At 59.9% G+C, this 25,397-nt stretch carries 22 protein-coding genes and 1 pseudogene; 14 read left to right on the top strand and 9 right to left on the bottom strand.

The window, feature by feature from the left end; translation table 11 throughout:
• The first annotated feature begins 110 nt into the window (after window positions 1-110).
• Window positions 111-1,622 carry a hypothetical protein gene (locus tag THECO_RS00330; protein WP_041853721.1) on the top strand — a complete coding sequence of 504 codons (1,512 nt, stop codon included), beginning with the start codon at window positions 111-113 and terminating at the stop codon, window positions 1,620-1,622.
• Window positions 1,623-1,894: 272 nt separating this feature from the next.
• On the opposite strand, the gene THECO_RS00325 is transcribed toward THECO_RS00330, so the two are convergent.
• The 3 genes from THECO_RS00325 to THECO_RS00315 all read right to left on the bottom strand — a co-directional run bounded on the left by THECO_RS00325 (window position 1,895) and on the right by THECO_RS00315 (window position 4,220).
• Window positions 1,895-2,290, bottom strand: a complete 396-nt coding sequence (locus THECO_RS00325; RefSeq protein WP_015253092.1) for an NINE protein — start codon at window positions 2,288-2,290, stop codon at window positions 1,895-1,897.
• Between the two features lie 4 nt (window positions 2,291-2,294).
• On the bottom strand, window positions 2,295-2,636 hold the full coding sequence (locus tag THECO_RS00320) for a TM2 domain-containing protein (RefSeq protein ID WP_041853720.1): 342 nt from the start codon (window positions 2,634-2,636) through the stop codon (window positions 2,295-2,297).
• Between the two features lie 249 nt (window positions 2,637-2,885).
• The gene (locus tag THECO_RS00315; protein WP_015253090.1) at window positions 2,886-4,220 is read right to left on the bottom strand and encodes an IS1380 family transposase; all 1,335 of its coding nucleotides are present in this window, start codon (window positions 4,218-4,220) and stop codon (window positions 2,886-2,888) included.
• 244 nt (window positions 4,221-4,464) lie between these two features.
• On the opposite strand from THECO_RS00315, the gene THECO_RS00310 reads away from it, so the two are divergent.
• On the top strand, window positions 4,465-5,757 hold the full coding sequence (locus tag THECO_RS00310) for an ISNCY family transposase (RefSeq protein ID WP_015253089.1): 1,293 nt from the start codon (window positions 4,465-4,467) through the stop codon (window positions 5,755-5,757).
• Window positions 5,758-5,921: 164 nt separating this feature from the next.
• Here the strand turns inward: THECO_RS00310 and THECO_RS00305 are convergent, their stop codons facing one another.
• The 5 genes from THECO_RS00305 to THECO_RS00285 form a co-directional block, all read right to left on the bottom strand.
• Entirely contained in the window at window positions 5,922-6,971 is a 1,050-nt protein-coding gene (locus THECO_RS00305) for an ABC transporter substrate-binding protein (RefSeq protein ID WP_015253088.1), read from the bottom strand.
• A 30-nt stretch (window positions 6,972-7,001) separates the two neighbouring features.
• On the bottom strand, window positions 7,002-7,970 hold the full coding sequence (yjfF, locus tag THECO_RS00300; RefSeq protein WP_015253087.1) for a galactofuranose ABC transporter, permease protein YjfF: 969 nt from the start codon (window positions 7,968-7,970) through the stop codon (window positions 7,002-7,004).
• Window positions 7,963-9,003 (bottom strand): ABC transporter permease, encoded by a 1,041-nt coding sequence (locus THECO_RS00295; RefSeq protein ID WP_015253086.1) that lies wholly within the window; start codon window positions 9,001-9,003, stop codon window positions 7,963-7,965. The genes yjfF and THECO_RS00295 overlap by 8 nt, the downstream gene beginning before the upstream one ends.
• 4 nt (window positions 9,004-9,007) lie before the next feature.
• Window positions 9,008-10,516: a sugar ABC transporter ATP-binding protein gene (locus THECO_RS00290; RefSeq protein WP_015253085.1), complete on the bottom strand. Its 1,509-nt coding sequence runs from the start codon at window positions 10,514-10,516 to the stop codon at window positions 9,008-9,010.
• Between the two features lie 201 nt (window positions 10,517-10,717).
• Window positions 10,718-11,770 (bottom strand): ABC transporter substrate-binding protein, encoded by a 1,053-nt coding sequence (locus THECO_RS00285; RefSeq protein ID WP_015253084.1) that lies wholly within the window; start codon window positions 11,768-11,770, stop codon window positions 10,718-10,720.
• Between the two features lie 249 nt (window positions 11,771-12,019).
• Between THECO_RS00285 and THECO_RS00280 the strand changes: the two genes are divergently transcribed.
• The 3 genes from THECO_RS00280 to THECO_RS00270 are packed head-to-tail and all read left to right on the top strand — an operon-like array spanning window position 12,020 to window position 15,961.
• Window positions 12,020-13,849: a sensor histidine kinase gene (locus THECO_RS00280; RefSeq protein WP_157373646.1), complete on the top strand. Its 1,830-nt coding sequence runs from the start codon at window positions 12,020-12,022 to the stop codon at window positions 13,847-13,849.
• A complete protein-coding gene (locus THECO_RS00275; RefSeq protein WP_232427825.1) occupies window positions 13,833-14,951 on the top strand; it encodes a response regulator transcription factor in 1,119 nt (372 codons plus the stop codon). The genes THECO_RS00280 and THECO_RS00275 overlap by 17 nt, the downstream gene beginning before the upstream one ends.
• Window positions 14,948-15,961: a sugar ABC transporter substrate-binding protein gene (locus tag THECO_RS00270; RefSeq protein ID WP_015253081.1), complete on the top strand. Its 1,014-nt coding sequence runs from the start codon at window positions 14,948-14,950 to the stop codon at window positions 15,959-15,961. The genes THECO_RS00275 and THECO_RS00270 overlap by 4 nt, the downstream gene beginning before the upstream one ends.
• Window positions 15,962-16,054: 93 nt before the next feature.
• Here THECO_RS00270 and THECO_RS00265 read toward each other — a convergent pair whose 3' ends face one another.
• Window positions 16,055-16,444, bottom strand: coding sequence for a VOC family protein (locus tag THECO_RS00265; RefSeq protein WP_015253080.1), 390 nt, complete (start codon window positions 16,442-16,444; stop codon window positions 16,055-16,057).
• A 220-nt stretch (window positions 16,445-16,664) separates the two neighbouring features.
• Here THECO_RS00265 and THECO_RS21490 point away from each other — a divergent pair.
• The 9 genes and pseudogenes from THECO_RS21490 to THECO_RS00225 all read left to right on the top strand — a co-directional run.
• Window positions 16,665-16,823, top strand: a pseudogene (locus THECO_RS21490) (hypothetical protein); the annotation flags it as partial.
• Between the two features lie 84 nt (window positions 16,824-16,907).
• Window positions 16,908-17,480 (top strand): cysteine hydrolase family protein, encoded by a 573-nt coding sequence (locus THECO_RS00260; RefSeq protein ID WP_015253079.1) that lies wholly within the window; start codon window positions 16,908-16,910, stop codon window positions 17,478-17,480.
• 194 nt (window positions 17,481-17,674) lie between these two features.
• Complete coding sequence (locus THECO_RS00255) at window positions 17,675-18,868, top strand: MFS transporter (RefSeq protein ID WP_015253078.1); 1,194 nt, start codon at window positions 17,675-17,677, stop codon at window positions 18,866-18,868.
• A gap of 135 nt (window positions 18,869-19,003) precedes the next feature.
• Entirely contained in the window at window positions 19,004-19,774 is a 771-nt protein-coding gene (locus THECO_RS00250; RefSeq protein WP_015253077.1) for a TerC family protein, read from the top strand.
• Between the two features lie 209 nt (window positions 19,775-19,983).
• Window positions 19,984-21,510 (top strand): malate dehydrogenase (quinone), encoded by a 1,527-nt coding sequence (mqo, locus tag THECO_RS00245; RefSeq protein ID WP_015253076.1) that lies wholly within the window; start codon window positions 19,984-19,986, stop codon window positions 21,508-21,510.
• Window positions 21,511-21,671: 161 nt separating this feature from the next.
• Window positions 21,672-22,811 (top strand): SGNH/GDSL hydrolase family protein, encoded by a 1,140-nt coding sequence (locus THECO_RS00240; RefSeq protein ID WP_041854011.1) that lies wholly within the window; start codon window positions 21,672-21,674, stop codon window positions 22,809-22,811.
• Window positions 22,812-22,902: 91 nt separating this feature from the next.
• On the top strand, window positions 22,903-23,574 hold the full coding sequence (locus tag THECO_RS00235; protein WP_157373480.1) for a hypothetical protein: 672 nt from the start codon (window positions 22,903-22,905) through the stop codon (window positions 23,572-23,574).
• A 19-nt stretch (window positions 23,575-23,593) separates the two neighbouring features.
• On the top strand, window positions 23,594-24,481 hold the full coding sequence (locus tag THECO_RS00230) for a glycosyltransferase family 8 protein (protein ID WP_015253073.1): 888 nt from the start codon (window positions 23,594-23,596) through the stop codon (window positions 24,479-24,481).
• A 63-nt stretch (window positions 24,482-24,544) separates the two neighbouring features.
• On the top strand, window positions 24,545-25,348 hold the full coding sequence (locus tag THECO_RS00225) for a LysM peptidoglycan-binding domain-containing protein (RefSeq protein WP_015253072.1): 804 nt from the start codon (window positions 24,545-24,547) through the stop codon (window positions 25,346-25,348).
• The last annotated feature ends 49 nt before the right edge of the window (window positions 25,349-25,397 follow it).

Raw genomic sequence — 25,397 nt, 5'->3', positions numbered from 1 at the left:
CCCAAAATAGGGATGCGAACAAACTTTCCTCTTGACATTTTCGAAACTCCCCAACAATCGCCGAGAAGGCATTTTTTTTACTGCCTATCTCTAGAAAATTGGGTGATTGTGTGAAAATCGTTTCTCGTTCTCACCAGGACTACTTGACCTTCGTAAGCGATCAACTGCGCAAGGAGTTCGACACCCCGGAAGCCATGTTGTTCTTGCAACACTTCTATCGCGACTTGATCTTCTGGATCACGCCGATCGATCTGTCCGCCACCGCTTCCTTGATGCGTTCGGCTTACTCCTCCAATCCCAGAGGCCGCAAGCCCCACGATCCCGCCGACATGCTCCGCTGCATGTTGCTCTTCACCAAGCTCGGGCTCAGTGTCGATGACGGAGTCGTCGCGCTGCGAACGACGCCGGTCTATGCCATTGTCTGCGGCTTTAAACCCGGTGAGACGCCGGGTGTCGGAACGTTCTACGACTTTTTCCCCCGGCTTTGGCGGGCATCCACTCCGCATAAGACCGGGCGCGTCAAACGCCGCTTGAAGAAGCCGCGGAAGAAGGGCAAAAAGAACGAAAAGCAAGAGCCCAAAAACCCCAAGATTACGGAGAAACTCGTCTCCCGCATCCTGCGCGAGGGCAAGATCCACTACGCCCCCAAGGAGCACGACCTGCTGCAACAGTTGTTCCAATCCCTGTTTGTCCTGCCTTCTGCGGCAAAAGGATTGCTTGGCGATACGAGCGCTTTCCGCGTCATCGGCGACGGATCTCCGGTTGAAACCGGCGCGCGTTCGTACGGCAAGTTCCTTTGCGATTGCCGCAAGTCGGGCAACTGGAAATGCTCCTGCAAACGGCAATTTTCCGATCCGGATGCCGATTGGGGCTGGGACAGCTATCGCGAGAAATATTACTACGGGCGTACGCTCTACATGTTCACCGCAGCCGACAGTCCTTACAATTTGCCCGTGTACCCGCGATTGTTTCGCGCCAGCCAACATGACTCGGTGTCATGGATCTGCGGCTACCGCGAGCTGCGTCACTGGTACTCGGACTGGAAGGTGGGAGAGGCGCTCCTGGATTCGGCCCACGACGCCCTCCCGATCTATACCATGCTGGAACACGATGATGTTTCCGCCATCATCGACCTGAATCTCAGGCGTTCCGGGCATACGGTATACAATGAAATGAAAATTGGCTCCGATGGCGTTCCTGTCTGCCCCATTGGACGCAAGATGGTCTGCTGGGGCAAGTGTTCCGGGCGACAGCGCATCAAATGGCGCTGTCCCGCCAAAGTCGGCAAATGGGAATGCCCGACTCCCTGCTCGCCTTCCGATTATGGAAGAACGTTCTACACATCCACCGCGGATAACCCGCGCCTGTTCCCGCGCATCCGCCGTGACAGCAAGGAATGGAGAAAGCGTTACGCGCTGCGAACCGGAGTGGAGCGTTGCATCAAGCGCCAGAAAGTCGATTACAACCTGGAAGCTTCGCGCGGGCGCAGTTCCCGCCACTGGAACATTCGCGTGTACTTGATCGCCATGTGCCAGCATGCCGACGCGTGGCTGGAAGAAGCGAAGAAGCAGAAGCAGCTCGTCTCTGTCGAGCAATGGCTGGAAGGCTTGGCGGCAGCTTAACGCCAAAGGACTTCATAGCATTTTTTAAAAAATGCCCTTTTGAGGGTTCTTTGGCATGCACATTCTTGAAAACAGCTTTCATAGGCGCCGCTTCATCGACATTTCTGCCTCATTCACCCCTCATTCGGACTCAGAACGACTGCTTAATTCCGAGCTCCTATAGATAAGACTTTATAAGTTTCACGCTTATAACCGGCTTATCTTTCACCGCAAAACGGACGCGCCCGCCCGGGAGGACGGCGCCAGCCGTTTTTGCTTGTGGATTCACGAAATCAGGACTGCCTTGGTCCGGTCAACTTGCGAATAATCTCGGCTTCCCGCGCCTCGTTCCACTCTCTGACCATGCGGGGCATGATGAACAGATCGACAATGATCCAGATGAACAGTGCCAAGCCGGTCAGGAGCATGATGACGAGGAAAATGATAGCCGGGGCGTTCAATACCTCATCGACGCCGCTAAAGGCGGCAGCGGTAAAATAGCTGAATGTGGCTGCCAGGAAAAGGATCAACTGTATAGTGCCGCTTACATACCGCTTCAGATAGAATCGGTGGACTCCCAAGTGTCCGCCCAGCAGCATGAAATACGCGAGCGCGAGCGATTTCTCGGCGTGCCGCATTTCCGATTGCAGCACGAGAAGCTGTTCCAGCGTCAGGTCGCGCTTGTTCATGTCATCAGAAGCTGTTCGGAGCCGGCGGACCTTGGTGGGCGATCATTTGCGAGACGAGACGATACTCCAGCTCGCGGTTGTGATCCTTTACCCAGGTATGTACCAGGAAGGCATCCACGATCCACCAGATGGTGGTGACGATCAGCCCGATAAGCGTGATGCTCAGAATGAGCTGGGCGATCGCGGAGCCTGTCTTCTTCATATAGAACCGGTGACCGCCCAATATACCGAGGAAGTACCACAGCACGTAGGCGAGAATCATGTTCTTCCCCTGGTTTCTGACTTCTGAATCCACGATCATGAGTTGTCTGGCGTCGAGCCGGCTCTTCATTGCGACCAAATCCATACGAATGGATCACCCCGGATACCGGATTAAAAATTTTAATATTACCTGAATCCGTGAACATCCTTATCGTTTTGAAGTGACAGATGCAAAAATATGCCTTAATATGCCTTTCTCTCCTGAGATGGTTGTGATGATGGAATATTCAATGTGACTTGAAGCCTCATAATGGCCTGAAATCCAAATCAGTGGATGCCAAATAAACCTGGCGAACCGCAGGTCATGAACAAAACGATTCATGTTCATCCGGATTCATGCAAACGCCCGATAAACCCTCTCCAGAACGGGTGACCATGGACTGTGCTTTCCGAAGTTAAAGCATAGACCGCGCGCATGTCGTACCAACCGAACAGCCATGTAAATCATATTTTGAATGACGGTTCGGATTCGACGACGTTTCACATTGTTGCGAATGGGCGCATCGTCCTTGCGAAGGCTCTCCTGACCGATGATGCGCAGCAGATTGTAAGCAAACACGCCTGCGTGCAGTACGAGATTATTGGCCGCAAATTTCCCGGATGGCAACCGCTCCAAATCCAGATCCGTCTTGATTTCACTGTGAAATTGTTCGCTGGTGCCGTGATCCCGGTATAACTCGATGACCCGCCATGGTCCGCAGCGAAGCGAAGTCCAGTACACGCTCACTTCAATCTCGGGAACAAGCAGGATTTGCCCATCTCGGTCAATCGTTCGCTCGATCACGTGGAAGACTTGCCGAAGGGGGGAGTTAAATCCTTTCTCGGGAAACTCGATGAACCCGACATATTCCTTCTTGCCCTCGCGTTGCTCGCAACAAATGCCCGAGGATTCGGCGATGCTGAGCCACGCCTCCTTGGGGGCCTTGCGAAGGTTGGCTTTGATAATGTAGTCCACGTTTTCACGGTGACACACATGCAGATTCTCGATGCTGTCGTTTCCCGCGTCCATGCGGACGAGAATCGGCAGTTCCGTTATGCGCCGCGCATACGCAATGCTCCGGGTTAAAAAATCAACGGTTCCGTTCTGGACGTGCGTGCGGCCTTCCCGCAGTTCGACATTGACGCCGTAACCCTCTTGGCCCAGATAAGCAAAGATCGGCGCGTACCCGTCCACGCCTTTGTACGTTCGGGAAACGCCTTCTTTCCTCGTGCCCGAGTTGTCGAAAGGGGAAACGTCAATATCCAGCGGTACGTAGATGTCCGTTCCGGCTTGAAGCCCTGTCAATGGCGCCTGGACGCGGCGGAGCAGATCGGCCGATTCCTCAAGAAGAATGTCATTCCATCCCGCCTCTTCCGTTTCGGCCGCGCGTTCCAAACGCTGCCGGAGCGTCGGGCTGGAGGGCACTTTCTGCAGTTGCAAACAGATCGGAAATACATCGTCGTTCCGAAACGGCTCAATGTGATCGAAATCGCTTTTACCTTGACACAGCAAGCCGATGTAGCTTTTCATCACGTCGGAGTGGGAATGAAACGGACTTTCCGCCTTCGTGAGGCGTGAACGGTTCAGGCGTTTCGTTAATCCGGTATGGGCAAGTAAGGCTCCCACCGTCGCAAGACCAGCATGTGTGGAAAGAATGAGTTCTTTGGACCGAACAAACTTGATTTTCATACAGCACCCCGCAGGTGAATGGTTGCGAAGCTTCGAATACCTGAATGATTCGTCTTCGGGGCTGCATTTGCCTGCTTTCTCCTTGTATTTATTCGTCGAATGATCACGGATTCAGGTATTAGACAGCTTATCAAAATTATCAAATTTTGACAAGCGTCTGCTTTTTTCGTTGTCGTTGTTCTGTGATAATGTCACGGTATAACTGTTCTGAGATAATGTCACTATGGGACAGGAGAGAGTGACATTGACCAGAGCAGAATGGAAAAAGGTACTTGTGGTGGAGAAAATCCTCGACGGACACATGACCAACGCGGAAGGAGCGGCGGCACTCGGACTCGGCGTCCGGCAAGTGATTCGGCTGAAGAAGAAATATGTGGAAGAAGGAGGCGCCCAGGCACTGGCCCACGGTAATCGGGGAAGAAAGCCGAAACACGCGATCCCGGAGGAAGTCAAAGATCACGTCGTCGAGTTGTACACCACAACGTATCACGGCAGCAACAACTGCCACTTTGCGGAGCTTTTGGAGGAACACGAATCGATTAAGCTCAGCACACCCAGCGTAAGACGCATTTTACTGTCCAAAGGCATCAAGCAAGCCAAACCGCGTCGGCGCAAGAAGGCTCATCAACCGCGCCAGCGAAAGCCGCAAGCGGGCATGCTGTGGCAGATCGATGCGACGCCTTACGCCTGGCTGGAGGATCGGGCACCGTCCTTCACCCTCCATGCCGCCATCGACGATGCGACAGGTACCGTCGTTGGCGCCGTGTTCAGGCCCACGGAATGCCGCGAAGGCTACTCGCTGGTCATGATGCAAGGCATCCGGAACTACGGCGTGCCGCTGGGGCTTTACAGCGACAAACATACCATCTTCCGGTCACCCCATGAAACGCTGTCGCTTGAGCAGGAACTGGCAGGCGAAACCAAACCGCTATCCGACTTCGGCAAGGCAATGGCGGAGCTGCACATCGAGCATATCAAGGCCCTCTCGCCGCAAGCGAAAGGCCGCATCGAACGCCTCTGGGGGACGTTTCAGGATCGCCTGGTGATTGAGCTGCGGCTGCTCGGCGTGAAGACGATCGAGGAGGCCAACGAAGCGCTGCCCAAGCTGCTGGAAAAGCACAATCGCAAGTTTGCCGTCCAGCCCAAACAAGCGGAATCGGCATACATGGAGCCGGATCCGTCCGTCAAGTTGGAGCATGTGTTCACGGCCCGCAAGTACCGAAAACTGGGACACGGAAACACGCTCTCATACAACGGGAAGGTGTATACGTTCGCCAAGCCTTGCAAGTTCCGTTTCGACGCCAGAGCAACGGTTGAGGTGCGTGAGACGCTCACCGGTGAGGTGCTCGTATGGCATCATGGTCAGGCCATCGCGCTGAAGGAGACGGAAAAGCCGGTACGTGATCCTGCGACTCCAACAAAAAAGGCGGAACCTGCGCCACCCCGCAAGCCCGCCGCCAACCATCCATGGAGGTTGGCATGGAGTCCAAAGCAGCTTCAGCGTAACACAAATTTCGCGCCAGGCCAAGTCACCTGACCGGTGACTTGGTACATTCAAAAAGTGACATTTTCACAGACGAGTTAAGGTGACATTTTCACAGACGATTGACAGCGTCTGCTTTTTTCGTCAGCAATGGACGGAATCGGGGGTGCGGCCGCCGAGCCGGCAAGCAGCGGAGAAGATAAAGCCGGTATCGCCTCCTAATATTGTCGATTGGCCACTTCCTTCTCCGCGAGCACTTCGGTGAACACACTTTCCGGCGGGACGATCCGCTTCGGCAAGGTGCGTCCCTCGTAGATCTCGCGGACGGCCTGCATCAGAATCGGACCGAGGAGCGGATTGCATTCCACCACGCAGTTGATTTTGCCCTCCGCCATCATCTCGAACGCTTTGCGCGTGCCGTCGACGGAAATGATGACGATGTCTTCTCCGGGCTTCAGGCCGAATTCCTCGATGGCTTCGATGGCCCCGAGCGCCATGTCGTCGTTGTGGGCGAACAGCACATCGATGCCGCCGCCGCTTTCCCGCAGAAACCCGCGCATGACTTCGGCTCCTTTGGCCACCGTGAAGTCGGCCGGCGCGGAATAGGCGATCGTCATGTCGGCGCGCTCCCGGATGACGTCCCGGAAGCCTCTGCCGCGCTCGATGGACGGCGAGGAGCCTTCCGTGCCCTGAAGCTCCGCGATGACGACGGGCCCGGGATCGTTGCGCTTCTTGTCCAGCAAATATTTCCCCGCCTTGCGGCCTTCTTCGTAGAAATCCGCGCCGATAAACGTCACATACAGGGACGGATCGCTGATCTGGACGGCGCGGTCGGACAGAATGACCGGGATGCCGGCCTGTCTGGCCTCGGTCAAGATGTCTTCCCAGCCCGTCTCGATGACCGGCGCGAAGGCGATCACATCCACTTTCCGCTCAATGAAGCGGCGGATCGCTTCGATCTGCTTCTCCTGCGACTGTTCCGCATTGTCGAACAGCAGCTCGATGCCGGCCTCCTTCGCGGCTTCCTGGATCGATCGCGTATTGGCGTTGCGCCAATCGCTCTCGGAGCCGAGCTGCGAGAAGCCGAGCACGATCTTGTGCTTGTCCGCGGCGACCGTATCGGACGGGAGATCGGGGATGCGGGAATCGATCGTCTCCGGCTGCTCCTCGCGCGGCGCCGCCGCTTCACGGTTGCAGCCCGCCAGCATCGCAAGGCACACGAGCAGCAGGTTGAAACAGGCAAGTGCCGTTCGGCTTGACCGCAGCAATCGAATCCCCTCCCCAAATCCGATTATATCTTACACAGACTGGCTCCGCGTAGACCGCGCGGTGAAGATCCGCTGCAGCAGAATAAAGAGAAACAGCAGCAAGCCGATGACCATTTTCGTCCACCAGGAGCTGAGCGTGCCTTCGAACGTGATGATCGTCTGGATGACGCCCTGGATCAGAACGCCGAAGAACGTGCCGATGACATAGCCGGAGCCGCCGGTCAGCAGCGTCCCTCCGATCACGACCGCCGCGATGGCGTCCAGCTCCAGGCCGACGGTATGCAGCCCGTAACCCGACAGCATGTAGAACGTGAACACGACGCCGCCCAGGGACGAGCAGAATCCGCTGAACGCGTAGACGAGCATTTTCGTCCGGCCGACCGGAAGCCCCATCAGCACCGCCGACGACTCATGACCGCCGATCGCATAAGTGTTGCGCCCGAAGCGGGTGTAATGCGCGAGATAGACGGCCAGCGCCACGACCAGGAGGGCGATGACGACGCTGATCGAGATGAAGCTGCCGCCCGGCAGGCGGATTTTCGCGAGCGCCATATGCGTATAGAACGGATGGCTGATCGTGATCGTATTGATGCTGATCACGTAGCACAGCCCCCGGGCGAGAAACATGCCGGCCAGGGTGACGATGAACGGCTGAATCTGAAAGTAATGAATGATCGCGCCCATCATCCAGCCGAACAGGATGCCGACGGCAAGCACCAGCGGAATGACGGCCGCCGGCGGCCAGCCGGCTTCCGTGATCAGGCTGGCGGACAGCATCGTGGTCAGCGCCACCACGGAGCCGACGGACAGATCGATGCCGCCCGACAGGATGACGAACGTCATGCCGACGGCCACGATGAGCAGGAAGGCGTTGTCGATCAGCAGGTTCATGAACACCTGCAGCGAGAAAAATCCGGGATACCGCAGCGAGCCGGCCAGAAACATCAGGATGAACAGCCCGATGGTCACCAGCAGCGGGACATATTTGCGATCAACCATGTCTGCTCACCTCCTGTCCCGATGCTGCAGGGCTCCATGGAATGCCGCGCGTCAGTGAACGGCGGAACGACGGCGATTGGATCAGACAGACGGCCAGGACGACGAACGCCTTGACGACCAGTGTGATTTCCGGGGGAACGCCCAGCATGTAAATCGTGGTCGTCAGCGTCTGGATCAGCAGCGCCCCGGCCAGGGTGCCGGTCAGCGAGAACCGGCCGCCGCTCAAGGAAGTCCCGCCGATGACGACGGCGAGGATGGCGTCCAGTTCAATCCACAGCCCGGCGTTGTTGCCGTCCGCGCTCGAGACGTTCGAACTGGTGATCAGCCCGGCAATGCCGGCGCACAGCGCGCAGAACATGTACACCGCAAGCAGGATCGAGCGGGAACGGATCCCGGCGAGCCGGCTTGCCGTCGGGTTGCAGCCGATCGCCTCGATGAAAATGCCGAGCGATGTCTTGCGGGTCATCCACGCGGCGAAGAGAAAGACCGCGGCGGCCAGATAGACGGAGAACGGAAGGGTCATGAGCCATCCGGCGCCGATGAAATTATACGGCTTGCTCGTCACCGTGATGATCTGCCCGCTCGTGATGAGCTGCGCAATGCCCCGCCCGGCGACCATCAGAATGAGCGTCGCGATGATCGGCTGGATGCCCGCGCCGGCCACCAGCAGTCCGTTCCACAGGCCGAGGGCGATGGAGACGAGCAGCGCGAGCAGGACGGCGGTGAGCACCAGGCTCAAGGCATGCTGGTCGTCGCCCCGGCTGATGGTCAGGCAGGCCATTGCGCCGGAGATCGCGACGAGCGACCCCACCGACAGATCGATCCCCCGTGTCGCGATGACCAGCGTCATCCCGATGGCGACGATGGCCAGGGGGGAGCCGAAGTTCAGAATGTCGATCAGACTGCCGTACAGATGGCCGTTCTGGTAGCGGATCGCGAAAAACTCCGGTTTGAAGATCAGGTTGAGCAAGAGCAGCAAGCCGAACACGGCAAGCGGCCAGAACAAAGGTTTGTTCCACCAACGGACACTCATGGCGTCATCCTCCCGCGATGGCCTGCATAATGGTCGTCTGTTGGATGTCGTCACCGGTTAAGTGCCGCACATGCCGCCGGTCGCGCAGGACGGCGATCCGGCTGCTGACGCGGACGACTTCTTCCAGCTCGGAGGAGATGAAGAGCACGGCCATCCCTTCTCCGGACAAGGACAGGACCAGCTTCTGAATCTCGGCTTTGGCGCCGACGTCAATGCCCCGCGTCGGCTCATCCAGAATGAGCAGCCGGGGATTCATGAGCAGCCAGCGGGCGAGGATCACTTTCTGCTGGTTGCCGCCGGACAGATTGCGGATGAACTGTTCGGGATCGGGCGGCTTGATGTCGAGCGCCCGGATATATTCGTCGGCGATTTCCTCCTGCCGTCTGCGGGACAGCGCGCGGAACCAGCCGCGATGGGCCTGCAGCGCCAGAATGATGTTCTCCCGCACGGTCAAATCTTCAATAATCCCCTCGGTCTTGCGGTTCTCTGAACAGAAGGCGATGCCCCGGTCGATCGCTTTGCGCGGCGAGTCCAGCCGTATCTCCCGGCCCTCGATGACGAGCCTTCCCTGATCGGCGCGGTCGGCGCCGAACAGCAGCCGGGCCGTCTCCGTCCGCCCCGATCCGAGCAGCCCGGCCAGTCCGACGATCTCGCCGCTGCCGATCGTCAGATCGAACGGCTCCACGCCGCCCTTGCGTCCCAGCCCGGATGCGCGCAGATAGGGCGGCTTCGCCTCGCCCGGCGCGGCGGTCCGTTTCGGCATGCCGCCGAGAAGTTCCAGATCCTTGCCGATCATCTTCTGCACCAGCTCCACGCGGGGCAGTTCATCGGTCAGGTATTCGCCGACGAACCGTCCGTTCCGCAGAATCGTAATCCGATCGGACACTTCATAGACCTGGTCGAGAAAATGGGTGACGAACAGGATGGCCAGCCCTTGCTTCTTGAGATGGCGCATGACCTCGAACAGCTTGTTCGTCTCGTCCCGGTCGAGGGAGGAGGTCGGTTCGTCCAAGATGAGCAGCCGGGCCGAAATGTTGAGGGCTCGGGCGATCGCGACCAGTTGCTGAACGGCGACAGAATAGGTGTCCAGCGGCTTGGTCACGTCAAGCTTCACGTTGAGCCGTTCCGCAAGCAGCGCCTCGGCTGCGCGGTTCATTGCTTTCCATGAAATCTTGCCGAATTTCCGCGGTTCCCGGCCGATGAAGATGTTCTCGGCCACGGACAGGTTCGGACACAGATTGATTTCCTGATAGACCGTGCTGATTCCGGCCTGCTGCGCTTCGAGCGGACTCCGCAGATGCAGCGGCCTGCCCTCCCATTCCACCGAGCCTTCGTCAACGGGATAGACGCCGGTGAGCACCTTGATCAGCGTCGATTTGCCGGCGCCGTTCTCTCCCATCAAGGCGTGCACTTCGCCGGCGAACATCCGGAAACGGACGTCATTCAGCGCGTGGACGCCGGGGAACCGCTTGTGGATGCCGGACATTTGCAGCATCGGTCGGTTTTCGCTCATGCTGCCGCCCCCTTGTCAGGAATTGAAGCAAGCAAAAACGGCTGGCGCCGTCCTCATGGGCGGACGCATCCGTTTTGCGGTGAAAGATCAGCCGATGACAAGCGTGAGACTTGTAAATGCTTATCTTTGAACAAAGCCACCCCGCCCCCGTGCGGGGGTTGGGGCGGCCGATCGTTGTGCTGATGCCGGTCGGCAAGCGGATCAGTATTTCCGGTCCGGCAGGGCGGCCTTCGCTTCTTCCGAAGTGAACGTCCCTTCCTCGGTGACGATCCGCTTCGGCACTTCCTTGCCTTCCACCACCGCTTTGACGGCGTCCATCAGCTGCGGCCCGAGCAGCGGGTTGCACTCCACAATGAAGTTGATCTTGCCGTCCGCCGCCGCCTGCATGCCGTCTCTTACCGCGTCCACCGTAATGATGATGATATCTTTGCCCGGAACGAGGCCGGCCGCTTCGATGGCCTGGATCGCGCCGAGGCCCATGTCGTCGTTATGGGCGTACAGCACGTCGATGTCCTTGTGCGCCTGCAGGAACGACTGCATGACTTCCTTGCCTTTCGCGCGGGTGAAGTCGCCGGTCTGCGAAGCGATGATTTTGAGGTTCGGGTTCTCCTTGATGACCTCTTCGAACCCGGCCTTGCGGTCGATCGCGGGAGCGGAGCCTGTCGTTCCCTGCAGCTCGACGATGTTGACCGGTTCCGTCGCGTCCTTGAACTGCTCCAGCAGCCAGCGCCCGGCGCGGCGCCCTTCCTCCACGAAGTCCGAGCCGATGAACGAGACATACAGCGATTCGTCTTCCGAATCGATCGCGCGGTCGGTCAGGATGACGGGGATGCCGGCTTCCTTCGCTTCCTGCAGCACCGTCTCCCACCCCGATTCGACGACCGGCGAGAAAGCGATGACGTCGACCTTCTGCTGGATGAACGAACGGATGGCCTTGATCTGGTTCTCCTGTTTCTGCTGCGCGTCGGAAAATTTCAGCTCGATGCCGGCCGCGGCCGCCGCTTCCTTGATCGATTCCGTATTGGCCGTGCGCCAGCCGCTCTCGGCGCCGACCTGGGCGAAGCCGAGCACAATCTTCTTGCCTGCCGGGGGTGTCGGCTCATTCGGCGTCTCGGAGCCTTGTGATGCATTCGTGGAAGCGGGCTTGTTGTCTCCGCCGCCGCCCGTTCCCGAATTTTTGCTGCCGCCGCCGCATGCGCTGATGACCAGACAGACGGCGAGCAGCAGAATCGGCATGATTTTCCGTGTTTTCAAATGGGTCAACCTCCCTCAATGAACATCCTCGTACGAGGCACACCCCCATCTTAACCGCTTTCAAATTTCGAAAATATGGAGGATGAAAGGAGTTTGTTTCGCATTTTTGGGAAGTTGGAGCGCGAGGGGACGGAAATGTTTTTTATTTTGTTGAAAGGGTGGAATTTTTTATTGCTGCATACGCTTACAACCTGTCCTGGTATAAAATACAGGTAGTTGACAGGCGGGGGAGAAGGAATGGGACCGGGCATGAAGAAGGTGTCGCAATGGATTTTGTCCAGTCTGCGGGTCAAAATGCTTGCCATGTTCGTGATGCTGACGATCGTTCCGCTGATCGCCGTCGGCATCGTGTCCTACCAGAAATCGTTCCGAACGATCTCCGAACACAGCAAGGCTTCCTTCCTGCTCACCGCGGACCGGCTGGCCCGGGACATCGATGTGCTCTTTCAGGATACCGCGCGTCTGCTCGAGCTGGAAAACCACCAGGCCGTGCTCCGCTTCCTGTTCTCCCAGACCGATTCCTACGCCGATGCGAAGGACATTCTGCAGGCGTTCGACCTCTACCGCAAGACGTACCGAAATGACAGCGTGCTGAACATCTCCATGGTCAATCTGTACGGCCGGGGCATCAGCGAGCGGCGGGGGGTGTTCGCCCTGAACCAGAATCCGCTCCGCAACCCGCATTTTCAATATTTGATGAACGCGCCGGACGAGGTGCTGATCGTTCCGCCCGACGAGATGCTGCCCCAGGACCGGCTGGACGGTTTTCAATACGATTCGGAGCATGTCGTGTCGATCATGACGACCGTCAGGCAGCGGATTACCCGCGAGGTGATCGGCTTTATCGTGATCGATTTGGACGCGGATACGGTGCTGCGCTATATCCGGGATGCAATGGCCGGACATGCGGGGTATTTCTATGTGGCGGATTCTGCCGGCAAGCCGCTGTTCGCCGCGGACTCGTCTTATGGGCATCTCCTTCCGTCCGCCGCCGATCTTGCGCCGCGATTGGACCGGAAGTCGGACAGTTTCGTGGAAGACGGACCTGACGGGCAAATCTTCATCACATACACGACCTCGGCGGATACCGGCTGGAAAATGATCGGCATCGCGCCGCTCCGCGAGATTGTCAAAGATGCCCGCGAGATCCGGCGGCTCATCTTCCTGAGCGTCGGACTGAGCATCGTGTTCACCATCGGCCTCTATGTCTACCTCACCTCGCGGCTGACCCGGCCGATCCAGATTTTGAAACACAAGATGCGCAAGGCGGCTTCGGGGTTCTTCGAAGTGAAGGTGAGGCCCGCCGGCACGGATGAGCTGGCCGATCTCGGCAACAGCTTCAACATCATGATCGAGCAGATCCGCATGCTGATGGAGCGCAGCATCCGCGAGCGGGAACAGGTCCGGAAGGCGGAGCTGCGCACGCTGCAAGCGCAGATCAACCCCCATTTCCTCTACAATTCGCTCGATTCCATCGTATGGATGGCGGAAGCGGGGAAGAATCGGGAAGTGATCCGGCTCGTGCAGGCGCTGTCCCGTTTTTTCCGCATCAGTCTGAGCAAGGGGCGGGATCTCATTTCGGTCGGGGAAGAAGTGGAGCATGTCCGCAATTATCTGGTCATTCAGCAGATGCGCTATTCCGACATCCTGGATTACGAGATTGACATTCCGCAGGAATTGCGGGCCGTACCGATTCTGAAGATGACGCTGCAGCCGATTGTGGAGAACGCCTTGTATCACGGCATCAAGAACAAGCGGGGCAAGGGGCGGATCCGGATCTACGGCGCTTCCGATCAGGACCGGACGATCCGGCTTTCGGTCGCGGACAACGGCATCGGCATGAGCGCCGGAAAACTGGCCGAGCTTCGCGGTCTGCTGGACGATCCCCTGGTGCCGCAGGGGGAAAGCGAGCCCGACAGCGGATTCGGACTGCTCAACGTGCAGCGGCGCCTTCGTCTGTATTACGGCCCGCAATACGGCATTGTGCTCGACAGCAGGGAAGGCGCGGGCACGACCGTAGAGATCACGATTCCGGTTCAAGGGGGGACGCACCTTGAAGAAAGTGTTCCTGGTGGATGACGAGATTGTCGTTCGCGAGAACATGCGAAACTGCATCGATTGGGAGAAGGAAGGGTTTGTGTATTGCGGGGATGCGCCCGACGGCGAGCTGGCGCTGCCGCTCATCGAGAAGCTGAAGCCGGACATTCTGATTACGGACATCCGGATGCCGTTCATGAACGGTCTGGAGCTGAGCGCGATCGTCCGCAAAATGCAGCCGGGCATCAAAATCATCATCCTGAGCGGCCACGATGAATTCGAATACGCCCGGCAGGCGATCCGCATCGGAGTCGAGGACTATTGCCTGAAGCCGGTCAGCGCCGAAGACATCATCCGGGTGCTCCGGGTCATCAGCGCCAAGGAAGAGGCGAGCGAAACGCATCGGTCCCTGCCTGCCGGCCGGATCGACCTGCTGGGACACGAATCGCTGGATTATCCGCTCAGCCTCGACCGGGAAGGGTTTGTCGAATTTCTGAAGGTCGGTTCCCCGGAGCAGAAGGAGCCGCACATCCGGCGTTTCGCGAAGGGTCTGGAGAATGTCGATTGGGAGTCGTCACTGTACGGATTTTTCCTGCTCCACGACCTGACGCTTACCGTATTCCGGGAAGCCGGGGAGCAGTACGGCGAGCAGGTGCGGCCGGACGACTGGCTGCCGGAGATGAAGAGCCGGATCAGCGCCATCCGTTCATGGGAGGCGGCATGCGAATACCTGGGTCAGCTCGCCGAGCTGTTCTGGCATTGGCGCTCGCTGTCCAGCGACCGCTACAGCGTCCTGATTGCCCGGGTAAAGCAATTTGTGCAAGAGCATTACGGGGACGAACGGCTGTCCCTGCATGACGCGGCCAGACATGTCAATGTCAGCCCCAGCCACCTGAGCAAAGTGTTCAGCCAGGAGACCGGAACGACGTTCATTGAATATGTGATGGAAACCCGGATCAAGAAGGCGATGGAGCTGCTCTTGTCGACCAAAGCGAAATCGTATGAAATCGCCTGCCGGGTCGGGTACCAGGATCCGCATTATTTCTCCAACGTGTTCAAACGGTTGACCGGGATGACGATCCGCGATTTTCGCAAGCGGGGCAAGGCGGGGCAGCCGGTCGTCCGGAGGAGCGGGCATTCGTGAACCGGCATATGGCGAAGCGGGCGGCGAGGAAAACGGGAACGGCCGCGCTGGCCGCAGTACTGCTGGCGGCTGCGGCGCTCGCCGGCTGCCGGGAGCCGGCGCCTTCCCGCGAGAGCGTGTCCGCCGCAGCCGAAGCGGAAGTGATGCCGCGGCGCACGTTCGGCATCATCTACCCGATGGCGGATGTCTATTATGAGGCGGTGACGGAGAGCGCGGCCCGGGCGGCGGAATCGGCGGGCGTCCGGCTGATCATCAAGGCGCCGGACGAAGCCAATCTGGAGCAGCAGATCCGCATGATGGAGACGATGATCAAGCAGGGTGTGGACGGGATCGCCATCAGCCCGATCGATTCGGAAGCGCTCGGGCCGCTGATCGACAAGGCGGCGGAGGCGGGGATTCCCGTCATCTGTTTTGAATCCGATGCGCCGGACAGCCGGAGAGTTTCTTATATCGGAACGGACAACATCCAGGCAGGGGAAAGGATGGGACGAGCCATTGACGGGCTGCTGAAGGGACGCGGCATGGTGCTCGTGTCCACCGGGCAGTCGGACAGCCTGAATTTGCGCGAACGGTTGGAAGGGTTTCTCGGATACATCCACCGTGAGACGAATATTGACGTGCTGGAGGTTCGTTATCATCAGGGCGTTCCCGAGCAGGCGCTGGCGGATCTGGAAGGGATGATCGACGATCACCCGCATTTCGACGCCTTCGTCGCCCTGGACTTCGTATCCGGCGCCGCATCCATTCTGGTATGGAAAGCGATGGGATTGAACCGGTACGCGCTGACCTTCGGCCTGATGCCCGAAATCGCGGAAGCGGTTCGCAACGGTCAGATTACGATGGCGGTGTCCCTGAATGAACACCGCTGGGGAGCCTTGATCGTCGAACATCTGCTCAAGGCCTGCGAAGGGGAGGAGATCCCGGAATTTCTGGATACCGGGATATCGCTGGTTGACATTCATGCGATTGAATCAGGGGAGGGGATGGTCGAGACCGAGCCTTCGGATTGACAGGGCGGGATTCCGGGGCTGCATCGCAGGTTTGCATACCCGCGTCGTCGTGAGCGCGGGGGGCAGGGCGGCACCCGGAATCCCGAAGCCCGATCAACGCTGGAAGAACTCGATCCACTCGTTCTCCGGACCGTAGATGAAGAAATACCGGTGGCCGTTCGGCAGCGTGGTGATCGTGTCGAAACCGGGAATGAAGGACACATCCAGCTGCTTGATGCGCGCATATTCGGCTTCGATATCGTCCACGTTGAATGCGATGTGATGCACTTTGCCTTCCGTCGGCAAGCTGTCGTTGTACCCCTGGATCAGTTCAACCTCCGTCCCGTCGGATCCGCCGAAACCGAGAAAAGCAAGCTGCAGCACGCCGTTCGTATGCGTGAAGCGGCTTTTCACCTCGAGCCCGACAACCTCCGTATAGAAGCGGATGCTCGTGTCCAGATCCTTCACCATGACACCGACATGGTCAATCCGTTTGCCCGCCATGAAGACGCCCTCCTAACAGGATGTACTGGTTACCCCTATCTTAAGAAGTTAAATATTTAGTAGTCAAGTATGAATTGTCGGAATAGTGACAAAACCGCTTTGATTATGAATAGCCCTTGATGTAAAATAGCATTATATTTGAAAGTAACGCTTGTGTCACATTGGGATCACGCAATCTGGAACGGGCTTTTTCATCATACTGTGGAAAGGGTGAGCCGGCTTGGGCAAACCGCAAACCTCGCATTTCTGGTCGCTGCTGCTGTTCGCTGTCGGCGTCTTCATGGCGCAGCTCGACAACGGCATCATCAGCTCGGCGCTGACCACGATTAACCGGCATTTTGACGTATCGGACAACTGGGGAGCCTGGGGCGTCCGGATACTTGTCTGACACGGGATCACCATTCAGCATATTTTTCCTTGGAGTGATTCTGGTTATCATGTATTATATTGTAACGACTTCACCTTGCCGGACGCTCCCGCCCGGATTGACGGCACGTACGAGGCGCTGCCCCGGATGGCCTCCGTGCTGGAGGCGTACCGCGCAAGGGAGCTGCCGATCATCCACGCCGTCCGTCTGTACAAGGAAGACGGTTCGAACGTCGACCTGTGCAGGAGAGAAGCGATCGAGCAAGGTCTGCGCGTCGTGGCGCCGAACACGGAGGGCGCCGAACTGGTCCGGGACATCCGACCGGCGCAGTACGCTTCGCTCCATGCGGAGCGGCTGCTGAACGGCGAATTTCAGCCGGTCGGCCGCAGCGAATGGGCGATGTACAAACCGCGCTGGGGCGCTTTCTACGGGACGGATCTGGAGCGGTTTCTCCGGGACCGCGGCGTCGACACGATCGTCTTCATCGGGTGCAATTATCCGAATTGTCCGCGCACGTCCATCTATGAGGCGAGCGAGCGCGATTTCCGCATCGTGATGGTGTTCGATGCGATGTCGCAAGTCTACGAGCAGGGAATACGGGAGATGCGAAACATCGGCGTCCATGTCTGCACCGTCTGGGATGTCATGGAGGCCGTCCGATCGCTGTGATCCATGCCAAAACGTGAAACGGCTGTCCGCGAAGGACGGCCGTTTGCTTGTTCCGGGCGCGGAGATCAGACAAAAGCGGTATTCACCTTCAGCCGCTGCATGCTATAATAATGCCATTTGAACAAGCGCATGTCCTTCCGCCGGAAAGCATTCGGAGGGACGCACTTGCATCACGGACAACTGGAGCAACCCGAATGGCGACCTTATTGCTGCTGATTATTTATCTCACTTTCATCAGTCTCGGCCTTCCGGATTCCCTGCTTGGCGCGGCATGGCCCGTCATGCGGCATGATCTGGGAGCGCCCATCGGCATGGCGGGGGTGCTGTCGTTTACGGTCACGATCGGCACGATCGTGTCCGCCCTTGCCACGAGCCGCGTCGTCCGGCGCATCGGCACGGCGCGCACCACGCTGATCAGCGTGGCCATGACGGCCGGCGCGCTGCTCGGCTTCTCGATCGCGCCGTCCATCGCATGGCTCATGGTCTTCGCCATACCGCTCGGACTCGGCGGCGGCGCCGTCGATTCCGCGCTCAACCACTACATTGCGGGGCATTACGAAGCCCGCCACATGAGCTGGCTGCACTGTTTCTGGGGCGTCGGCGTTACGGTCAGCCCGATGATTCTGTCCGTTTACCTGTCCGAAGGCGCCTGGAGAGACGGATACGCGATGATCGGCTTCATCCAGTCGGCGATCGCGGCGGTGCTGATTGCGTCGCTGCCCCTTTGGAAACATATGGAGAAGAAACGGGCCGGCGGCGGACGGGCCCCGCAGGCGGATGCGCCCGCGCGCGGGCCGGACGAAGGACGCAAGCCGAAAAATGCGGCCGGCGTCAAGTACGCGCTGGGAACGTTCCTGTTCTACTGCGGCGTGGAGGCGACGGCCGGCTTGTGGGGCAGCAGTTATCTGGTCAATGTCAAAGGCATCTCGGCCGACGATGCGGCGTTGTGGATCTCGATCTACTTCATGGGCATTACGATCGGCAGGTTCGTGAACGGATTCGTCACACTCAAATTCAGCAGCCTGACGCTGATCCGGGCGGGACAGATCACGACCCTGGCCGGCGCGCTGCTCCTGCTGCTGCCGCTTCCCGCCGGCTTCTCGCTGGCCGGATTTCTGATTACCGGATTGGGACTGGCGCCGATCTTTCCGAGCATGCTGCACGAGACGCCCGTCCGGTTCGGCGAAGCCCACGCCGGGAGGATTATGGGGTATCAGTTTGCGACAGCCTATACGGGGGCGGCATTGCTGCCTCCGCTGCTCGGGATGCTGGCCGGATACTGGACGATCGGCATTTTCCCGCTGTACATCGTCCTGATGGCCGCCGCGATGCTGCTCGCCACGGAACGGCTGAACCTGCTGTTGCGGCGGCGGCATGATGCCGTATAAAATGCAAGAAACGCACGCGGCAGGAAATCGTATAGAAGAATGTCCGTTTTCCCGCAGACCGACGGCAGAAATCCCGCATGACGGCCGCAGCGCGGGGAAACCTTACGGAGCCGACGCTCGAAGGAGGAACGTTCGTTGGACATTTGGTTGGAGTACGCATGGGCGCTCTTGATTCTGATTGGACTGGAAGGGCTGCTGTCGGCGGACAACGCGCTCGTGCTCGCCGTCATTGCGAAGCATCTGCCGGACAATCAGAGAACCAGAGCGATTAATTACGGCATCATCTTGGCCTTCGCTTTCCGGTTCGCCGCCCTGTTCGCGATCTCGTTCATCGCCAATGTGTGGCAGGTACAGGCAATCGGCGCCGCATATCTGCTGTATCTGGGGCTCAAGCACGTTATCCAGGCCCGCTTCGGGAAGAAGGATGCGCACAAGGAAGAGAAGCCGTCCGGGTCGGCGAAGGGCTTCTGGAGCACGGTCGGCAAGATCGCGCTGGCCGACCTGGCATTCGCCATCGACTCCATCCTCGCCGCGGTGGCGCTCGCGCTCGGCTTGCCGGATTCGCCTTTCGGCGACTTCGGCGGGATGGACGGCGGCAAATTCGCCGTCGTGGTGCTGGGCGGCATTGCCGGTCTGGTGCTGATCAAATACGCCGCGGGCTGGTTCATCAAGCTGCTCGCCAAACGCCCGGCGCTGGAGACGACGGCGTATGCCATCGTGGCATGGGTCGGCGTCAAACTGGCGGTCATCACCCTGGCCCATCACGACATCGGCGTGCTGGACCACGATTTTCCCCACAGCACGACCTGGACCATCATTTTCTACGGCGTGCTGGTCGCGATCGCACTGCTGGGCTGGTTCTCGCCTGCGAATAAGCCGGCCGCCCGGAACGCGGAACAGCCCTGACAATTCTGCAAGAGTCTTCCATGAATGCCGTTCATCTTCGGATGGACGGCATTTGCATTGTCTTTCATTCTTACATCATTAGTGTTAAACTATTATGGAACGACGAGATTCGGAGACGATGCGAGACATGTTCGGCGCCCCGGCTTGCTGCGGCGCCTAAATTGATGTGTCCGCATACCGCAAAATTGAAAGCATGGGGACGATTATCTATGGGTGACAGACAGAATCGCGCAGATGTCATCTTGATCGGCGCCGGCATCATGAGCGCGACGCTTGGCACAATGCTCAAGGAATTGGCGCCGGACCTGGACATCATTGTGCTCGAGAGACGCTCGCAGCCGGGCGAAGAGAGCTCGAACGAATGGAACAACGCAGGCACGGGCCACGCTTCGCTGTGCGAGCTCAATTACACCACCGAGAAAGCGGACGGCTCGATCGACATCAGCAAAGCGGTCAAGGTCAACGAAGAGTTCCAGCTCTCGCGGCAGTTCTGGTCGTACCTGGTGCGGCGCGGCCTCATCCGGGACCCGCAGAAGTTCATCATGCCGGTGCCGCACATGAGCTTCGTGCAGGGCGAGCGGGACGTCGCCTTCCTGAAGAAGCGGTTCGAAGCGATGTCGGCGAATCCGCTGTTCGAAGGGATGGAATTCTCCGACGACCCGGACAAACTGGCGGAATGGATTCCGCTGATGATGGAAAACCGCACCTTGGACCGGCCCATCGCGGCCACCCGGATCGAATCGGGTACGGACGTCAACTTCGGCGCGCTGACGCGCATGCTGTTCGCTCATCTGAAAAACAGCGGCGCACAAATGCTGTACCATCGCCACGTCCAGGATATGAAGCGGACGACGGACGGCAAGTGGGAGCTGAAAGTGCGGAACGTGGAGAGCGGCGCCGTCGAACGGTACTCGGCTCCGTTCGTGTTCATCGGCGCCGGCGGCGGCAGTCTCCATCTGCTGCAGAAGTCCGGCATCGCCGAAGGGCGCGGCATCGGAGGTTTCCCGGTCAGCGGCCTGTTCATGGTGTGCCGCGACCCTGAGATGGCCAAGCGGCATTACGCGAAGGTGTACGGCAAGGCGGCGATCGGCGCTCCGCCGATGTCGGTGCCGCACCTCGACACGCGGTTCATCGACGGCAAGCCGTCGCTGCTCTTCGGTCCGTTCGCGGGCTTCACGCCGAAGTTCCTGAAATTCGGATCGAATCTCGACCTGCTGAAATCCGTCAAGCCGCACAACCTCGTCACGATGATCGCGGCGGGGGTCAAGAACATGTCGCTGACGACCTATCTGATCAAGCAGCTCATGTTGACGAAGGAACAGCGCGTCGAGGAGCTCCGGCAGTTCGTCCCGCACGCGCGGAGCGAGGACTGGGATCTGATCGTCGCCGGCCAGCGCGTGCAGATCATCAAGGATACGGAAACCGGCGGACGGGGGACGCTGCAGTTCGGCACCGAAGTGATCAGCGCGGCCGACGGCTCCGTCGCGGCTCTGCTGGGCGCCTCCCCGGGCGCTTCCACCGCGGTGGCCATCATGCTCGAAGTGATCAAACGGTGCTTCCCGGAGCAGCTCAACGCATGGCGGGAGAAGATCGGCGAGATGGTGCCGTCCTGGGGCATCAAGCTGTCCGAGAACCCGGACCTGGTCCGCGAGCTGCACGAAGAAACGGCGAAGACGCTCGGTCTGGACCGCAGCGCGCATCCCGCGCGGCAATACGCGTCCACCGCGACCAGCTGAATGCGCATGTCCATAACGGCAGACTGCCGCGCCGAAAGGCGCCGCGGCCTGCCGTTTTTGCCGTTCGGGCGCCGCAAGCCGCATCGTGCATGGTATAATTGGGAGCAAACACGCATATGCTGACAAGCCGGCACATGCCGACGGAGCCGGAGGAGACGCCCATGAATCGGCACAGGGAATTGCAAGCGTACACATTGAAGGAGATCGCGCATCTGAAGGTGCACGGCCGCACGACGGGCCGTCTTGCGCCGCTCACGCTGTTCTGGACGGCAAGCGGCATCGAACTGAACGCGACAGGCTCCGAACTGTGGATGGACGTCGAAGCCGACTACCGCACGTACGAACCCTGGATCAGCGTGCTGATCAACGGAGCGCCCGTCGCCCGGCAGATGGTGACGGCGGGCCGTCACCGGATTTGCGTCTTCCGGGGCATGAACCCGGATGCGGTGAAAAATGTCCGCATCGTCAAGGACACGCAGGCGATGAGCGCGGACCCCGGGTGCGTGCTGCACATTCACGGCGTGGAGTCCGACGGCGATTTTCTGCCCGTCCGGGCCAGGCCGTACAAGATCGAGTTCATCGGCGACAGCATCACGTCGGGCGAAGGCGCGATCGGCGCGGGGGCAGAGACCGACTGGATTCCGATGTGGTTCAGCGCGGTGCTGAATTACACCGCCCTGACGGCGGACGCCCTTGACGCCGAATACCGGGTGCTGTCGCAGAGCGGCTGGGGCGTGCTGACCGGCTGGGACAACAACCCGCGTACGAACATGCCCGAATATTACGAGCAGGTGTGCGGCCTGCTCACCGGCGGGAAGAACGAAGCGCCCGGCGCCTTCGAGCGGAACGACTTCGCCGCCTGGCAGCCGGACATCGTCGTCGTGAATCTGGGCACGAACGACGGCGGCGCCTTCCATTCGCCGGAATGGCGCGACGAAGCGACCGGCGAGCGGCACAAGCAGCGGCTGAACGAAGACGGCACGTTCAACGCGGAAGACCTCGCGGCGTTCGAGCGGGCGGCGGAGCAATTTCTCGGCAAGCTCAGGGCGTGCAACCCGAAGGCGCACATCGTCTGGGCGTACGGCATGCTCGGCACGCCGATGATGCCCGCGATCCGCCGGGCCGTCGACGCCCATGCGCGGCGCACCGGCGACCGGAACGTCTCGGTCTTCGAGCTGCCGGGCATGACGGACGAGACGGTCGGGGCGCGAAGCCATCCCGGTCCGGCGGCGCACGAAGCGGCGGCGAAGGCGCTGGTCCCGTACCTGCGGAATGTGCTGGAGCAGCGGACGCGGTCCTGACATAATGCATCTTTAACTTGGCAAAACGGTATATCCGCAGGCCGGCGGGGCCATGATGAGGAGAACGATACTTCCGTTATAGAAGGTGCGGATGATGAATGCCATTCTGTATCCGATCCTGACCGTTGCCTACGCGGGGCTGCTGGGCTGGGGAATCGCCATCCTGCGCCGCGGCGCCCCCTGGAGTCTCAGCGTCATGCTGCTGGCGGTCACCGCGGCGCTGCTCTGGGACAATCTCGTGCTCAGCGCCGGCGCATGGGTCCGGGCAAGCGAAGGGTTCGAGCGGGTGCATTCCACCCGGTTCTTGCTCCACGCCTGCATTACGCCCTTGCTTGTGCCCGTCTCATACGAATTCGTCCGGCAGACCGGCGCGGAATGGGCGAACCGGCCGGCAGCGGCGCTTACCGTTCTGCTCGTGACGATCGGGCTGATCGTCCTGGAGCTGGCGGCGTCGGTGTCCCGCCCGAGGCTCAGGCCCGTCTTCGAACACGGCATCCTGACCTATGAGCCGGTCGGGCGATCCTGGGCAGGAGGCGTGATGATCGCCGTCGTCATGGCCGCGCTGCTGGCCGCCGGGTGGATCCTGCTCCGGCGCGGCGGACCGTCCTCGCTGCTTGCCGGTTCGCTGATCATGCTGATCGGCTCGGCGCTCGTACCGCTTACGGGCATCCCGTCCCTGCATAACCTGTTCGAGTTCATCCTCGCGGCAAGCCTGTGGGCTGCCGCCGACCGGCTCGCCTTCCGCGCGCGCCACGGTTTGTGAACACTGGGGGCTGAATGACATGAACATTCTCGTTACGCTCAACGCCAACTATCTGGGGCCGCTGACGACCATGCTCACGTCGCTCTTCCTGAACAATCCGGGCGAACGCTTCACGATCTACCTCATGCATTCGAGCATCGACGACGGCGCGCTCGAGCGGCTCGGCACCTATATCAGGCGGCACGGCAGCGAGCTGCAGATCATCCGCGTCGGCGAAGGGGAGTTCGAAGACGCGCCGGTGCTGATGCACTACACGAAGGAAATGTACTACCGGCTGCTTGCGCACCGCTTCCTGCCCCCCGAAGTCGACCGCATCCTGTATCTCGATCCGGACATCCTCGTGCTCAATGCCGTGCGGCCGCTCTACGAAACGGATCTGGACGGCTGCCTCTACGCCGCGTGCTACCATGACAAATTTTCCGTCAAGGAGATCAACCGCATCCGGCTGATGCCTTACGATATCGATTATTACTACAACTCGGGCGTGCTGCTGATGAATCTTGAGCTGCAGCGGGAGCAGATCAAGGAGGACATCATCTATCAGTTCGTCGAGAAAAACCGCTCGCGGCTCGTCATGCCCGACCAGGACATCCTGAACGCGCTCTACTCGAAGAAAATCAAACCGCTGGACGAGACGCTGTACAACTATGATGCCCGGTTCTACCTGTACTACAAGCTGAAGACGAACGGACAGTGCGATATGGACTACGTGATCAACCGCACCGTCATCCTCCATTTCTGCGGCAAGAAGAAGCCCTGGAGCCGTTCGTACAGCGGCAAATTCCATGCGCTGTACAAACATTACGAGCGTTTGACGCGGCGCGGGCTGCAGGCTGCGGAGCTGCCGCAGGCGACCGCGCCGGAGGAGGCGCCGCCGGCCCCGCGGATCTCCGCGGCATCGGACTAGACACTCCCGCATGGGCACCCGCATAGGATGGGGAAGAACCCATGAGACAGGAGTGTCTGGAACATGCCGATATCACCGGGAACCTATGCGGTGTACACCGTCCGGCCGGGAGACTCGCCCTATTCGATCGCGAACCAGTTCGGCTCGTCCCTGGCCGACCTTGAGCGGGCGAACGCGCTGTACCCGCCGGTCACGGACCCCGGCCTCATCTTCCCGGGGCAGAAACTGGTCGTCCGCGTGCCGGGCACCTCGCAGGAAAGCACCGTCCTGCACCAGGTGACGGAAGGGGATACGCTCTTCCGGCTGGCGGAGCGCTATTCCGCAGGCGTCGACATGCTGGCGGCGCTGAACCGGCTGGAGCAGCCGGATATTCTCCGGGTCGCGCAGCTTCTCTATATCCCCGCCTTCGTATACGAGGTGGAAGCGGGCGATTCCCTCTACCGGATCGCCCGCCGGTTCGGGTCGAGCATCAGCGAGCTGGCGCGCGCGAACGCAAGCCGGCCCGGCTTCTCGCCGGATGTGCTCTACCCCGGCTACCGGCTCGTCATTCCGCTGCCGTCGTCGACCAATATCGTCGTCTTTCGGCCGTTGCCCGGTTCGCGCATCGCCGCGGGCACGCCGCTCGCCGGCAGCGCCCGGGCGTTCGAAGCGAACGTGCTGTACCGGGTCCGGGACGACGCGGGCCGGATCGTCGCGCGGGAGCGGGCGGTCACGGCGGCGGAGGGCGCGCCGGCGTTCGGCGCCTTCAGCGCGCCGATCGCTTTCGACGCGGCGCCGGGGACGCCGGCGGGCGCGATCCAGGTGTACACCCGCAGCGCGCGGGACGGCAGCATACAGGATCTGGTCGAGGTACCCGTCCTGTTCTGACGGGCTCCGCGCAAATGAAAAACGCCAAACCGCGCATTCTGCGGTTTGG

This window comes from Thermobacillus composti KWC4, from assembly GCF_000227705.2.
GTDB classification, from domain to species: Bacteria; Bacillota; Bacilli; order Paenibacillales; family Paenibacillaceae; genus Thermobacillus; species Thermobacillus xylanilyticus.
This window is presented reverse-complemented; position numbering and strand designations above follow the sequence as displayed.

Bases quoted from the DNA above. Each gene is read 5' to 3' on its own strand.
- THECO_RS00265 (WP_015253080.1), bottom strand. From the start codon at position 16,444: ATGGCGGGCAAACGGATTGACCATGTCGGTGTCATGGTGAAGGATCTG.
- THECO_RS00320 (WP_041853720.1), bottom strand. From the start codon at position 2,636: ATGGATTTGGTCGCAATGAAGAGCCGGCTCGACGCCAGACAACTCATG.
- THECO_RS00240 (WP_041854011.1), top strand. From the start codon at position 21,672: ATGAATCGGCACAGGGAATTGCAAGCGTACACATTGAAGGAGATCGCG.
- THECO_RS00255 (WP_015253078.1), top strand. From the start codon at position 17,675: ATGGCGACCTTATTGCTGCTGATTATTTATCTCACTTTCATCAGTCTC.
- yjfF (WP_015253087.1), bottom strand. From the start codon at position 7,970: ATGGTTGATCGCAAATATGTCCCGCTGCTGGTGACCATCGGGCTGTTC.
- THECO_RS00280 (WP_157373646.1), top strand. From the start codon at position 12,020: ATGAAGAAGGTGTCGCAATGGATTTTGTCCAGTCTGCGGGTCAAAATG.
- THECO_RS00290 (WP_015253085.1), bottom strand. From the start codon at position 10,516: ATGAGCGAAAACCGACCGATGCTGCAAATGTCCGGCATCCACAAGCGG.
- THECO_RS00325 (WP_015253092.1), bottom strand. From the start codon at position 2,290: ATGAACAAGCGCGACCTGACGCTGGAACAGCTTCTCGTGCTGCAATCG.
- mqo (WP_015253076.1), top strand. From the start codon at position 19,984: ATGGGTGACAGACAGAATCGCGCAGATGTCATCTTGATCGGCGCCGGC.
- THECO_RS00295 (WP_015253086.1), bottom strand. From the start codon at position 9,003: ATGAGTGTCCGTTGGTGGAACAAACCTTTGTTCTGGCCGCTTGCCGTG.
- THECO_RS00235 (WP_157373480.1), top strand. From the start codon at position 22,903: ATGATGAATGCCATTCTGTATCCGATCCTGACCGTTGCCTACGCGGGG.
- THECO_RS00230 (WP_015253073.1), top strand. From the start codon at position 23,594: ATGAACATTCTCGTTACGCTCAACGCCAACTATCTGGGGCCGCTGACG.
- THECO_RS00225 (WP_015253072.1), top strand. From the start codon at position 24,545: ATGCCGATATCACCGGGAACCTATGCGGTGTACACCGTCCGGCCGGGA.
- THECO_RS00315 (WP_015253090.1), bottom strand. From the start codon at position 4,220: ATGAAAATCAAGTTTGTTCGGTCCAAAGAACTCATTCTTTCCACACAT.